General features: G+C 56.9%; 14 protein-coding genes. 8 read left to right on the top strand and 6 right to left on the bottom strand.

Translation table 11 applies throughout. From position 1 onward, the window contains the following. Window position 1: 1 nt before the first annotated feature. The 3 genes from ACOSV0_RS33825 to ACOSV0_RS33815 all read right to left on the bottom strand — a co-directional run bounded on the left by ACOSV0_RS33825 (window position 2) and on the right by ACOSV0_RS33815 (window position 1807). The gene (locus tag ACOSV0_RS33825) at window positions 2-310 is read right to left on the bottom strand and encodes a hypothetical protein (protein WP_434112050.1); all 309 of its coding nucleotides are present in this window, start codon (window positions 308-310) and stop codon (window positions 2-4) included. A gap of 296 nt (window positions 311-606) precedes the next feature. Then, the gene (locus ACOSV0_RS33820; RefSeq protein ID WP_434112048.1) at window positions 607-1113 is read right to left on the bottom strand and encodes a GNAT family N-acetyltransferase; all 507 of its coding nucleotides are present in this window, start codon (window positions 1111-1113) and stop codon (window positions 607-609) included. Window positions 1114-1150: 37 nt separating this feature from the next. Further along, window positions 1151-1807, bottom strand: a complete 657-nt coding sequence (locus ACOSV0_RS33815) for a GntR family transcriptional regulator (protein WP_434112046.1) — start codon at window positions 1805-1807, stop codon at window positions 1151-1153. A 32-nt stretch (window positions 1808-1839) separates the two neighbouring features. Here ACOSV0_RS33815 and ACOSV0_RS33810 point away from each other — a divergent pair, with 32 nt between their 5' ends. From ACOSV0_RS33810 to ACOSV0_RS33800, 3 genes are all read left to right on the top strand, one after another. Then, a complete protein-coding gene (locus ACOSV0_RS33810; protein ID WP_434112045.1) occupies window positions 1840-2997 on the top strand; it encodes a pyridoxal phosphate-dependent aminotransferase in 1158 nt (385 codons plus the stop codon). 159 nt (window positions 2998-3156) lie between these two features. Then, a complete protein-coding gene (locus ACOSV0_RS33805) occupies window positions 3157-3585 on the top strand; it encodes a RidA family protein (RefSeq protein WP_434112043.1) in 429 nt (142 codons plus the stop codon). A gap of 172 nt (window positions 3586-3757) precedes the next feature. Beyond that, on the top strand, window positions 3758-4168 hold the full coding sequence (locus ACOSV0_RS33800; protein ID WP_434112041.1) for a GFA family protein: 411 nt from the start codon (window positions 3758-3760) through the stop codon (window positions 4166-4168). A 9-nt stretch (window positions 4169-4177) separates the two neighbouring features. Here the strand turns inward: ACOSV0_RS33800 and ACOSV0_RS33795 are convergent, their stop codons facing one another. After that, window positions 4178-4585, bottom strand: a complete 408-nt coding sequence (locus ACOSV0_RS33795; RefSeq protein WP_434112040.1) for a GFA family protein — start codon at window positions 4583-4585, stop codon at window positions 4178-4180. A 267-nt stretch (window positions 4586-4852) separates the two neighbouring features. Between ACOSV0_RS33795 and ACOSV0_RS33790 the strand changes: the two genes are divergently transcribed. Beyond that, complete coding sequence (locus tag ACOSV0_RS33790; protein WP_434112038.1) at window positions 4853-5563, top strand: hypothetical protein; 711 nt, start codon at window positions 4853-4855, stop codon at window positions 5561-5563. A gap of 981 nt (window positions 5564-6544) precedes the next feature. Here ACOSV0_RS33790 and ACOSV0_RS33785 read toward each other — a convergent pair. Further along, the gene (locus ACOSV0_RS33785) at window positions 6545-7306 is read right to left on the bottom strand and encodes a hypothetical protein (RefSeq protein ID WP_434112036.1); all 762 of its coding nucleotides are present in this window, start codon (window positions 7304-7306) and stop codon (window positions 6545-6547) included. A gap of 298 nt (window positions 7307-7604) precedes the next feature. Here ACOSV0_RS33785 and ACOSV0_RS33780 point away from each other — a divergent pair, with 298 nt between their 5' ends. Continuing rightward, window positions 7605-8024 (top strand): hypothetical protein, encoded by a 420-nt coding sequence (locus ACOSV0_RS33780; RefSeq protein ID WP_434112034.1) that lies wholly within the window; start codon window positions 7605-7607, stop codon window positions 8022-8024. A gap of 1207 nt (window positions 8025-9231) precedes the next feature. After that, entirely contained in the window at window positions 9232-10272 is a 1041-nt protein-coding gene (locus ACOSV0_RS33775; protein WP_434112032.1) for a S66 family peptidase, read from the top strand. Window positions 10273-10374: 102 nt separating this feature from the next. Here the strand turns inward: ACOSV0_RS33775 and ACOSV0_RS33770 are convergent, their stop codons facing one another. Continuing rightward, entirely contained in the window at window positions 10375-10998 is a 624-nt protein-coding gene (locus ACOSV0_RS33770; protein WP_434112030.1) for a LysE family translocator, read from the bottom strand. Window positions 10999-11236: 238 nt separating this feature from the next. Between ACOSV0_RS33770 and ACOSV0_RS33765 the strand changes: the two genes are divergently transcribed. Continuing rightward, complete coding sequence (locus tag ACOSV0_RS33765) at window positions 11237-12550, top strand: MFS transporter (protein WP_434112028.1); 1314 nt, start codon at window positions 11237-11239, stop codon at window positions 12548-12550. Window positions 12551-12756: 206 nt separating this feature from the next. Continuing rightward, a complete protein-coding gene (locus ACOSV0_RS33760; RefSeq protein WP_434112026.1) occupies window positions 12757-13242 on the top strand; it encodes a GNAT family N-acetyltransferase in 486 nt (161 codons plus the stop codon). The last annotated feature ends 163 nt before the right edge of the window (window positions 13243-13405 follow it).

Raw genomic sequence — 13405 nt, 5'->3', positions numbered from 1 at the left:
GTTATTGGCCGGCGGCCGGCGACACTACGCTCGGGGTCGCCAGCGTGTTGTGGCTTCCAGGAAGGTTGGTGAGGGACGTCGAGCTATTGTTCGTGCCATTCGGCATGCCCGAGTTCGGCGACCCGGCGCTCATGCCGCTGTCCGAGCTGGTGGCACCCGGCGTGCCGTAGCCGCTTGTTGCATTGGCCGGCGATACAGCGGCCGGCGACACTACGCTCGGGGTTGCCAGCGTGTTGTTCTGTGCATAAGCGCCGCCCGACAGCGTGAGTGCGGCGACGGTTGCGATTAACGTGCTGGTTGCCTTTTTCATGATCTGTTCCTCCTTAATTGGATTGGAGTTTCTATGCAGACGATCCATCCGTATTTTTCATAGCTGCCCTTACCAAGTTTAGGGAAACAGCCGCTGATAATTAAGCGCGTTGTTCGCAAGGATGAATTTCGATTTCTGGAATTACCGCTAATGGGTCCTGGTCCCCAATCTGGGGCTGGCGTGGTTCGGCATTGCGCGGCGCGGGCGCCGCGCAATACGATGCGATGCGACGAAAGCGTCATCCGATTCATTCCGCATGTCGGTGACTTCAGCTTTCATGGCCGTCTGGTGGAAAGCTAGTGGACCAGTTTCTCGTACAACGACCAGACATAGCCGCCGGGTTCTGGCTCCGGGTACAGCCCTGCGCGGATAAAACCGAGCGACTCGTAGTAGGCGCATAGTTTCGCGTTGTGGACGGGGCAGTCGAGTCGAACAAATCGCCGGTTCAGGCCGCTCACCTTGATAGCGCACCAGTCAAGCATGAAGCTGCCGAGTCCACGTCCGTTAAAGCCGTTCCGCACACAAAGCCCATGCACATAACCGGCGATCGGTTCTTGCGGTCCCCAGTGCTTTTCATCGTCCAGATCGAGCAAAAACGTTCCGACCGAAGTGCCGTCCAGTTCAACGACATACACGTCTCTTTGAGAGACATTGTTTCGCACCCACTTCTCGGAAAATCCGTCTCCTTCCTTGCCCCATACATAGTCGCCGTGCGCCACCTTCATTGCGTGTGCATCGTTGCGGATTTGCGTGAGAGCCGGCACATCCGATTCGCCCGCCCTACGGATGATTCTTTTTGTCATCACGTATGCCTTTGATCGCTACGGGAGTTTCTTCGTCTTACGCTTGCCGGGCTTCGCGCAGCGCGTCCTGCATCACGACGCCGGCCGCCTCGATATGCGCTTTCGTCAGGCGCTTCGCGGCGCGCCGGTCATGAGCGAGCACTGCATCGAGGATCGCATGATGCTCCGCGAGCGAGATGCGCTGGTAGCGCTCCAGTTGCCAGACGAGTCGCAGATAGCGGTCGGTCTTGCGCCAGATTGCTTCCAGCGTTTCCAGCAGATGCCGCTTGTCGCCCGGCCGATAGATTGCGCGATGAAATGCCCAGTTGTCGATCGACCAGTGCTCGACCTCGTGCGCGTTCTCGTCGCGCTCGAGAATTGCGCGGACCGTGGTCTCGTCGTCCGCACCGAACGCATCGATAGCGGAGTCGAGTGCCAGCAGTTCGAGCGCGATTCGCATCTCCGTCAACTCGGCGGCTTCGGGCCGCGTCATTGCGGAGACGAATGCGCCCCGGTTCGGCACGATCGTGACGAACCCGCTCGCTTGCAACTGCACGAACGCTTCCCGCACCGGAATGTGACTGGTGCCGAATTCCTTCGCAATCAGATCCTGCCGTAACTGCGTTCCCGGCACCAGGATGCCGTTCGCGATGCGCTCACGCAGGAGATCGGCGAGCGAAGTCGAAGAGGGCTTGCTATCTGCGGATTTTTTCACTTTAATATATTAAAACCATATTGGAGGTCCGTGTGACAGTATCTCGCTTAAGAAATATTCCCGGCATTGGAGTCGACCGTATCGGCGACGCGGCGGATTCTCTGCACGACGCGGACATTCTAAGGCTTGAAAATCTCGATACCGACCTGCGGCCGCCGGCGCTGGCGCTGGTCCACACGCACGAGGCTATCGACGACGACGCGGCAAACAGCTACCTGCCTTTCACAGGGCAGGGCGCGTTGCGCGAGGCGGCGGTAGAGCGGGTCGGCCGCGCCGCGGGCGTCGCCTACGACGCCGCGAGCGAATGCATCGTGTCGGCCGGCGGACTTGCGGGGATTTTCAACGTGTTGCTGTCGATTCTCGAGCCGGGCGACGAGGTCGTGCTGACGGATCCCACCTACGCCGGGCTGATCAACCGGGTGCATCTGGCCGCAGGCGTGCCGAAATTCGCGCGGCTGCAGCCGGGTGCCGACGGCTGGCGGCTCGATCTCGACAGTCTTGCCGCCGCGATCGGGCCACGCACGAAGGCGCTGCTGATCATGTCGCCTTCGATGCCGGGCGGCTACGTCGCATCGCGGGACGAATGGCTTGCGATTGCAGAACATTGCACGCGCCATGGCATCTGGCTCGTCTATGACGCGGCGATGGAGCGCATCCTGTTCGACGGGCGCGACGTCATTCATCCCGCCGGTTTGCCGGGCATGCGCGAACGCACCATCACCGTCGGCGCGGTTTCGAAGGAGTATCGAATGATCGGATGGCGCGTCGGCTGGATCGTCGGACCCGCATCGATCATGAACGACGTACGTCTCGTGAGCTTGTCGAACGTGGTGTGTCAGGTTGGAATCGCGATGCCCGGCGCCACCGCCGCGCTGACGGCAACCGACGACGGCGTGGCTGCGGCAGTCGCGGAATGGGAGCGCCGTCGCGACTTCCTGATGGACGCGCTGGCTGACCTGCCGGTGATCCGTCCGCACGGCGGCTGGTCGATGCTCATCGATACCCGTGAGCTGGGTCTGGAGCCACCCGAGGCGTCGAAGCTGCTGCTCGAACGCGGCAAGATCGCGGCGACGCCGATGACGAACTGGGGACCCGGTGCGGCCCGTTATCTGCGTTTCGTTTTCTCCAACGAATCCGTGTCGCGCCTGCATGACATGCGCGAGCGCATACGCCGGTCGTGGCAGATATGACGCAATGAAAAATTCGAGCCGGTCGCGCTTCGAAGCGGCCGGCTTAAACTTCCGCAATTGACCCTGAACGGAACGTTGCCCATCCCGATCGCGCCAATCGATGACCACATCGTCGGCCATGTATGATTGCCGGCGGCACCTCGTCAAAGGAACACGGCAATGGCAGATGCAGTGAACCCGGCGGAAGTTTGGGCACCGTTTGGCCCGTTCTCGATGGCGGTGATTCAGGGCAACGGGCATATCGTGCACCTGAAAGGCCAGGTATCACTCGATCGGCACGGGCAAGTCGTCGGGCAACACGACATCCGGGCACAGGTACGACAGGTTCTGGAGAATATTCGCAGCGTCATGGCGTCGATGGGCGGACAGATGGCCGACGTAATTTCGTTGGTTCAATATGCCACGGACATCGAGGCCTTCATGACCACTGGAGACATCCGGCAAGAATTTTTTGCCGTGCCGTATCCGTATCCGGTTACAACGACCGTCCAGGTCGAACGTCTATACCGGCCTGAACTGATGATTGAGATCACGGCGGTCGCCGAAATTCCTCGCTCACGGTTTCGCCACCCCGAGCGGGGCAACTAGGCGCTACCTGAGTACCCGTCTGTTATGACAACGTCCGCGGCGCGCCCGGTCAATTCTGTCAAGGTTGCGTGGGGTTCCGCTTCATGAAAGCGAGTGTCGCCACAATGTATGGGAATGGCGTCGCAACTTCCCGCCAGACAAATCGCACGATCATTTCAACTGGAAAGGATCCATGTCAAATCTCTGGATCGGGCGTTGCCTTTGCGGCGCGGTGCAATACGAAGCTGGGGGCGCTTCACTCGCGCAACTCATCTGTCATTGCCGGGATTGCCAGCGCGCTTCAGGCTCGGCAGGGTTGCCTGTCATCGTAGTGAGAGCCGCAGACTTCTTATTCAAAGGTGAAATCAGGCCTTATACGATGATCGGTGGCAGCGGGATGCCAACCACGCGCAATTTCTGTCCTCATTGTGGCAGCCTGCTGTTTGGAACACCGCATCATGCGCCGGAAATCGTGACCATCTATGCCGGAACACTTGATGATCCTTCACGGTTTAAGGCCGAATTCGTTCAATTCGCGTCTGAGCGCTATCAGTTGGACGTCCACCAACCAGAAATTCCCCAGCATTTGGGAAGAGCGCCGTGACCGGTAAAATCAAAGATGCCGGGTTTCCGAAGGGGGATTGCCCCAATCATTCTGCAGGCCATTCTGATAAGTAACCGGCGCACTCACCGCTTCGTCGACGTTGAGTTCGTCGAGGCACGTGATGTTCACATTGATATAAGGGTAGCCCGTTCCGTTTGGTGTATCCACGCGATCAAATACATGAACACCGCACGCTTTGCAAAACGGGTGATGCGCTACCGGGTTTTTACCCTGATATTCCGTAAGTGCAGTTTCACCGGAAAGAAGACGAAACTCTTCCCGACGAACCTGGACGTGCCAGAAGCGCAGCATGCTACAAAAGCTGCAATTGCATTTCAACGTGCCATTCTCGAAATCAATCCGGGCTTCAAACCTCACGAGTCGGCAATGGCAACCGCCAAGATACGTACGCAGCATTGGGCTCTCCCATGTTCATGGATACACTCGGCACGATTTTTGAGTTTATCAGGCTGATCGCGCGGATTGAAGAACGTCGAAAGACGGCGGTATCGGCCATTCGTGGCTGATTATCCAGATTCGATTACAAGCACGGCTGGTTTCCTTTCGCGCACTTACAAAACATCAAGTCTCGCGCGATGGTCCCGATAACTCGATTGCACGTCGTTACCGTGCGTTCGATTTTCGACCGTCTCGCCAGGTGCGGGACAAAGGAAACGTCAGCCCATGTCGCCTGATCCGATCAACACGAACACGTCAGTCGCCACACCGCCACCGCCCGAGCCTCCTCCATCAAAGGACGCAGCGTCGACAGCCAGCACCTCTGACCGCAGCAATGACGCACTGATAGCAGCGCTCAAGCAGACCTTGACGCGGCTCGGTATCGACGCATCAACGGGCTTAACCATCGGCGATGGCAACAACGACAGCGCCGACGCCTCGTCGTTGCGCAAACGCGTGAGTGCGTCGAGCGCGTCACTGATCGCGGCGCTCTATCAGGCGCTCGAGTTGCAGCGGTCAATTGCTGCGGCTAATGGCCTGAACATGTCGGGTAACGAAACGACGGACACGCTTTCCGCCGCGACAGATACCCAGTCATCTAGTTCGGCCGTAAATGGCTATCGCGATCTCGGCGCTCAGATTGCCGATCTGGCGAAGACGTCCGGCGCGGTAGCAAGCGACGACGATGGCGATACGGACGAATGGGATTTCGGTATCGACGAATCCGAAAACACGTCGAGCGCGGCCACAGAGTCGGGCGATCCGATGACTGCGGCAATCGGGCAATTGAATCAGGCGTTACGGGATCACGTCGCGACGCTCACGCAGAATGCGAACGCGAAAGTCTCGCTAGCTGCAGTACTCGACGGATTGTCGGACGAGACGAAGGGCGTCCAATGGCGGCCGCTCGGCGTGCTGATCGACGTGCAGGTGTAATGCCCGATCGACGCCGCCGTGCCGATCTCGCATCCACTGCTTATCACGGCGGCTTTGTTCGATCGGGCAGTTGTAACGCGTTCAGTCGTACGGCGTGGGATCGACAGCGAGTTGCGCTCCGTCGTCGAGCGACCGCTTGTGGCGGCACGCTGCCTGATGATGACCAACCCGGTTTCGAACCGAAGCAGTCGGTCGCGCTGGCAGGGGTTTAAGCGCGGGTAACCGAGTGCTCCGGTCATCCAGACCGGGTTCTCAGGGACGGCAGTTAGGCCTTTGACGACATTCCGGAATCGACGTTAGTGAGGCGGCTCCAAGGCGCCTTTCGGACGTTAGCACCTCAGCTTGTGCTAATTTTTGACATACGGGCAAAGCGTCGGGATCGGGGCGTCCTGCGATGTGTATCTCACCGCTGGACAGTAGAACCCGAATCTGTGGTGATGCCTGAGTCTCATACGAGGCGCCTGAGCGAAATCTGGCGCAGGGATGCAGCGTATCGCGAAAGGCGAGCTGGTAGCGATTCTTTGACCACCTCCTCAGATATAGTAGATATGACGCATATCCATGCGTAGGTTGAACGGCGACTCGCAGAGAGTTAGCAGGTAGCTGCCTCAGGACCCCGATGGCTCAATGGTATCCGGGTGAGGAGATGACGGCAGAGGCCGCGCCGCTGCCACCGCGCAAACCGCAAACCGACGTACCGGGTCCATTGCTTCGACGGCGATAGCCAGTCAACACGCGCCTTCGTACCTTACGCGATTCGGCGACAAGCTTGCCGGTAGCGGGTTGTCGCGAAGCCATCGTGCCATATCCGATAGGGGCGTCAATTCCTGAACTACTGCGACGTTTATGATCTCGACTGCGAGAGCTCGCAACGAACGGGAAAGGGTTGCTATCTGAGCATGATCGATTCAGTCGCGATCCGGCACATCGGGAGGATTTAATCGTTTCCCGGGCGGCCACACGCTGGTATTCCTCATTGCCCTAATCCCTGAAGCCCTCGCCTGGGTATGGTTGGGACGGAATGGGTGCTGGCAGTGGCTTTGCCCCAGGTTTCGGTTGTGGGTCTAGATACGGTTCGAACGTTATCTCGATTTTGTTGTTGTTATCGTTGTCCGTCGCCCGCGATCCACTTACGCTTAAAATGGCATAAGTAAAATCGATACCTACTTGGCCTTTTGTCTCAATGTCCATGATGAAGGAAATGGTATTGCCGACAGGCTTTGGGTCCGGTCTTAAGTGGTAACACGGCAAGGTACCAGACTGATTGAGAACGGCTTGTCTCGCGCCTATAAGCGCTTCTGCCAAGGGCGCATCCTTGTTGATCGCAACGAAATCATCTGACAACTCTTTGGCCGACATCTGACCCGCGCGTTCTATCGGAAACACGGACAAGCTGAGCGTTTGAGTATTTTTTGATATGTGATGGCCACCAGCCGAAAGCCCCAATTTGTACCCCGTAGGCAAAGGCGGTCCTATCGATGCGCTTGCAGCGAGGTCAACCATTCGCATGGTTTGCAGTGTCATCTGCACCTTGGTGATATGGAAATTGACGTACCCGTTACATGCATTTCCTTTAGGCAAATCCGCCCGGTGCTTTATCTCATAGTCTTGGTAAAGACCAACCTCTAGCTTGACACGTTTTATGACGTCTTCTAGCGCAACGCCATTCGCGTCAGCCACTTGGCTTGGCGGTGGAGTGCAGGCTGCAACCAGAATTGGGACGAGCACGAGAGCGTATCGCATGGCTTTATTCCTTCTGGCGTGAAGTAATTGCTGCCCCGCTTGGATATTGGCCGGTCTTACAATATTAGCGTTACTACATGTTTTTCAGACGCCAAAGCGCATAGGTGATTATACTAACTGGTCCAAACTTCGAATGGCATGGCCGTTCGACATAATGGCGAAATTTGCCGATAACGTTTGCTGCGGGAAATGCAGTGCAGGGAAAACGGGTTTGCCTATCCGCTCGTTGCCGACGACCCTCTAATTGTCAACGCGCTTGCGGGATCACCTCAACACAACAAGACAACAGGAAAAACCTATGACATGGGATTGCACGGTGGGCAGGATTGCTTTGGAAAACCGGATTTCTAAACTGGCGGCGACTAACCCCGGGTCATCACAGGATATTCTGGCAGTTCTTGATTTCATGAAGAACTTGTTTGACTCGCTGAGTGAAATCTTTGTGCAGGCCGCGCAGAATCAGCAATCGATCGAGCAAGCTATTCAGGCACAGACGATAGCCATTGTTGGCGCGGCTAATTACCAGAACACCTTTAACAACATGACACCCGCCCAGTTCGCGGTTCATTTGCAGCAGCACTTCAATGCTATTGGCGTTCAACCCCCGAGCTGGGGCGAGGTCGCAGAGATTGCCTGCGACAGCCTGCTAACCTTAACGAACGACCCTGACGGCAAAATACGCGAAGCCATCAAAAGGTCGCTGATTACCAAGATCTAGAAAAATGGCTGCTCCGAATGCGTCGAACTCGCGTGCAAACGTGTCGAGTGACACGGAAAGCGAAAAACGCCGTGCTGAAGCCAAACGGATTTTTCATTAACAGTGGCACGCATACCCTGGCTGGTGCCGTGGAATGTGAAAATTCCTGTCGCTTGCGCCACGAATAGTGAAAATTCCCGCCGTTAGGCAACCGGTCGGAATTGAGCGAAGCGGATTGAAAAACTATGCAACCGGCGTGCCGCAATAATCGGCCAGTTAGAGACGTTCGATAGCAGGCCGTAAATTGGCGACAATCCCCATGCTCGCCACGGCGAGAAGCTTGAGCGCGCGATCAAGTTAAGAACGGTGCGGATGAAGTCCCGGGCGACAGCGCAGCATCGTCGCGCGGAACTTCAACACGTTAGTCAATCCGGCGACTGCTTGCCGGATAGCGCAGATACGGCTCTTCCGGTGGCCCGGACCCTATGGGTCGCCAGCCGCCACAGACGGCCCACACTCGCAAGAATGCCAAAGGGGGATGGCCCTGTCGTTGTCGGCGAGTCATCATCTGAAGCCATCGAAATGACTGTCCGGCCGGAGTGGGCCTCCTGCATCGGAAGACTCCAGTACTCGTATGGGTGCAACATCCGGGCGAGGCGAAAACGCGCATCGCACCCGCCATCGTGCCATTCGACGGGGGTTTCGCAGCGCATTGCCGACACCGGGCCACGTGTTGGATAGATTGTGGTATTTGCCAAGCGGTCTTTGCTGCAATCGTCGGTTGCAGGTAAACCGGATGGTGCCAATTTTGGGCTTCTTTCGTCCATGGTCATCTCCGCTGGTGATGCCGATCACGGAGACGCCACAAACAAAAAAGGCCTCATCCGTATTTCCGGCGAGGCCTTCGAGCTGCGCTCCTACTTTTCTAACGCGTATCGGCCTCCGATGGCATGTCCGAACGGACTGCCATGTGGTATTGAATCGCGAAAGAAAAGAGGTTTAGCGTCAGCATGACATCAAGCTTCTTTGCAATTGGAACATATGTCAACGCATGTGCGTTGCGTCAGGCCGACAGCTCGTTTTTCGTTGATCTACTTCCAAAGAGGGGGCCCAGATGCATATCGCATCAGGCGGCGTTCGCCAGTTTGGGACATTCGACATGGACTCTTGAATCGCCGACAATTCAACCAGAACGGATGGGGCATGCTCTGACAACTTGGATAGAACGGTGAATATTCGCTTCCCTAAACCGCTTGCTCATGGTGATCTCATCGCGATAACTGCACCTTCATCCGGTGTGCCCGCGTCTTTGCACCCACGCCTCGACCGGGCAATCGACGCGTTACGCAAGCGGGGATACCGGGTGATCGAGGGTGAATGTCTTCGCCGGCAATACAAATCTGCCAGCGCCACGCGCGAACAACGTGCTTCGGAGTTGATGCGATTTCTCACGGAACCCGGAGTTGCAGCGGTGATGCCGCCGTGGGGTGGTGAACTCGCAATGGAGTTGCTTCCGCTCCTCGACTTCCATGCACTGGCGGAGGTGCCGCCCAAATGGTTCTCTGGCTTTTCCGACCTTAGTACGCTGCATTTCCCTCTCACTACCATTGCAGGCTGGGCGACGTTGCATGGCCCCAATCTGATGCAGCTGGGGGGTGCCGATACCGATGCTGTCACGGCTGCGATCTGGGACGTCCTGACCGTGCAGTCCGACACTCCTTTCTCCCAGAGCACTTCGCAACATCATCAAAGCAAGGATGCGAAATCTCCGGCTAGGTTCGATGCCGCTCCTTCGCTCGACGAAGAGACAACCTGGAAGCGATTGGATCGCAGGAAGTCTGATCTCGCGCTCTCCGGGCGACTCATTGGAGGGTGTCTTGACACCATTTCGAGACTCGCCGGCACATCGTTCGGCAACGTGCCAGGCTTCGTCAAGTCATCTTTGCCCGACGGGATGCTCCTCTATTTGGAAAACGCGGAGATGAAGCCCTGCGATCTGGCTCGCTCTCTTCTGAGCCTGCGCTTGAACGGATGGTTCGACGGGCTGTCAGGAGTCTTGATAGGACGGAGTGCAGCGCCGGATAGCGTCCAGTCCGATGAATTGAGCTATATCGATGCGTTGCAATCGGTTCTTGGCGACATTCAGTGCCCCGTTATATATGACATGGATATTGGGCATGTCCCTCCGCAACTGTCGCTCGTCAATGGCGCGTTGGCTCAAGTCAAGCTACGCGATGGAAGCGGAACCGTGGTTCAGCGACTAGCGTAACCAAGCCACTAGACCGATCACTTTGCCCGACGTGAGACAGAGTTCGGCCAGTTTGAGTCATTCGGCATCGTTTGCCAGATCGTCAACAATCGGCAGGCATCGTTAGATTTTCTCTGTTGCCAACTTCAGACCTAGCCCGACGAACAAGGCGCCCATGGTCTTAGTCAACCATGCAGAAATAGCCTGGTTACGACGAAATGCGCCTGTCATTCTCGCCGCAAGGAACACGTAGGTGATGCTCATGGATATTCCGACCATATTGCCAGTCACCCCCAACGCAATGAGATGTTTCACAGGACTCGGGTCGTGTGCGCTCATGAACTGGGGAAGCAATGCGATGTAAAACAGAGCGACTTTTGGGTTCAGGACATCACTGAGAAAGCCTTGCCAGAAGATGAGGCGCAGAGCTTTTTTCTTGGCATCGCCAACAGGGAGGGCGACTCCCCTGGAGCGCAATGCTCCCCAGCCAAGGTAAATGAGGTAAGCCGCGCCCACCCACTTCACAGCAGTGAACGCCGTCGCTGATGCCAATACAAGCGCCGACAGACCCGTTACCGCCGCGAGTAGATGCACGTAGGAACCGAGATTAATTCCGAACGCAGCACATAACCCTGCCGCACGTCCCTGAGCAATCGTCCTTCCAAGCAGGAACAACATATCGGGTCCGGGGACGAGAGACAGAACAAGACTCGCGCCGACAAAGAGCATGTAGGTATGCAGACTCATGGTTTCTCTGGTTCAATGTCCGATGGGAATTGACGATGAGTATATCCGTCGCTGTTCAGCCATGAACGGCCAGTCGACATACTTCCGTGAATTGCTGACAATCGCTACCCGAAGCGTCGCCAACCGTGAATCGACCGTGTACGGCGTCCACTAGCGAAACGTCGGCCTCTGGAGACGAGCATCTAAACGGCGAGAAAAATGTTGAGGTAGCATCATCGAACTCAACAGGGGGAATACGGTGGTTCGGGAAATCAAGGCTTTCGTAAACTCGATCGGCGTCCCTCTTGCCAGTCTGCTTCTCAGCGATCTGATGAGGATCCTGGCAGAAATGGTTGGCTATATCACGCTCCCTTGGTGGATCGTTCACCGGGGCGGCGCGCATGACTTGGCGATCTACAGCGTAAGCATCGCCATCACCACGATTTTTGCAATGCCACTGCTTGCACCACTCGGGGATCGCTACGCAAAGAGACAGCAGATTGCATGGGGTATATGCGCCCTGATGGTCGTCGCCTTCACCCTCGCGACGCTCGCCTTGCTGTCCGACTACCGACTCGTACTCATCATCTGCATAGGCGTGGTCACCGTTATAGCGAAAGCTTTCGTTGATCCGGCCAGCTCCACCATTTCGGCTGAACTTGTTCCGGTGAATCGTTTGGCCGAAGCGCTTCGTCTTCGAAAATCGACGCAAGCGGCTGGCCGTGCCTTAGGTCCAGCATTGGCTGGCGCGACACTGGCCTTGGGCGGTATCGCCGCAACATTCTGGATGAACGGCATTCTGCTCGGCGTCGCTGCTTACGTGACTTTGCAGCTTCCATCCCAATCTCAGCATCGCGAACATCATCGCGGTTTAGCCCGTTGGTGGAAAGATCTGCGCGCCGGACTGCATGCTAAATGGATCGTCCCGTTGGAGCGCGGTTGGACACTTGTGAACTTTCTCGTCTGGATATTCCAAGGCCCCGCGGTCGGCATGCTGATCCCGCTCAAAGTTCAATCACTCGGGCTATCGGGTCTCTGGCTAGGTGTTTGCGAAGCTGCCTTATCCATAGGTTTGCTAGTCGGAAGCTTTCGTGGTTCTGATGTACTAGTCAGTCGTTTCGGCCGTTTTAACGTCCGGGTGGGGGCCGCTATGTGCGAAGGGCTGGCACTTGCTGCTTCGGGCTGGGCCCACTCACCCTCCGTTCTCGTATTGACGCTTACATGTGTAGGTTTCGCCAATGCATCGATGGGACTCGTTGGCGCGACTCACCGCTCATTGGCTATCCCGCAGAATTTCCGCGTGCGCATTCTCGCTGCGAGCATGATGACCACGCAGATTGCGGGCATTCTTGGCCCGATGGTCGCCGGCGCGGCGCTCACGCATTGGGCAGTGGGCAAGGTCTATACATGCTTCGGTCTCGCCACCTGTCTGCTCGCTTTTGGTTTTGTCTTGATACCGCGATCGCGCGAATTCTTTGCGCTCAACCACGATCAGGTGAAAGATTGGTTTCGTCACGAATATCCCCATGCATTCGCATCATCCGCGGTGCCCGAATCGAGACAGACTATGTAGATCACGGCACGGCAACGGTCAGGAAATGCCACGCCGCTCAGGCGTCGCGTGTTGCCGATCGCCGTGGGCGAGATCTTGCGATGTATGCGGTTCGCATGAGACAGCAGCCGGCCAGTTGCGGTCGGCTACTAAGGTGGTCCGAATTGGCGGCAATTTTTTCTGAAGTACTCTTGCAGCGTGCCTCTCCATTATCCTGGACTCCCCCTATGTCGCATTCTGTCGAAGAACTTCTCGCGCTTGACGTACTTACGTTGCGTGAGCACACAGAACGAGCTGGCGACTTTTTTGACGTAGACGAGCACCGGGAAAAATTGCGCGAGTCACTCGAGATTAATGAGGTGTGCACCGTGCGACGGGACGGGAAACTCGTGGCCTATGCAATGCTTCGCCCGGAAGCCGGAGCGTGCTGGTTCGTTGGTGCTTTTGGTACGCATCCCTTGCATCGAACGTGCACCGTAGTAAGTGAACTGTTCGCGAAGATCGCGACTCTGGCGACCGAACGAGGAATCAGTGAGCTACGAAGCCATGTCTACAAGACCAACCGATTGTCTATCGCGTTCCATCGCAAACTTGGATTTCTGGTGACGCGTGAAAACGACAAGGGCTTCGAGTTCTTTACCACTCTGGATGAACTAGTAACGAAGCCAGCGGTACGGCGTGTCACTGCCCGAGCGACATCCCACTCGGAGTAAGGCGCAAAGCAGCTGTGCTCGATCGTAACGAGAGGCGCATCTCCCCTGAGAATGCATCTAAACGGCGGTCACCAGGAGCGCACGCTACCACCTCTGAGGGTCCGCTTCCGGGAAGCGTGACTGACCGGTCCGGGTCGGTCACTGTCTGTTGTCGATCGGCTGC

Source organism: Paraburkholderia caffeinilytica (assembly GCF_051027425.1).
Classification (GTDB): domain Bacteria; phylum Pseudomonadota; class Gammaproteobacteria; order Burkholderiales; family Burkholderiaceae; genus Paraburkholderia; species Paraburkholderia caffeinilytica_A.
Note: the sequence above shows the minus strand (reverse complement) of the source record. Positions and strands in the feature narration are given on the sequence as shown.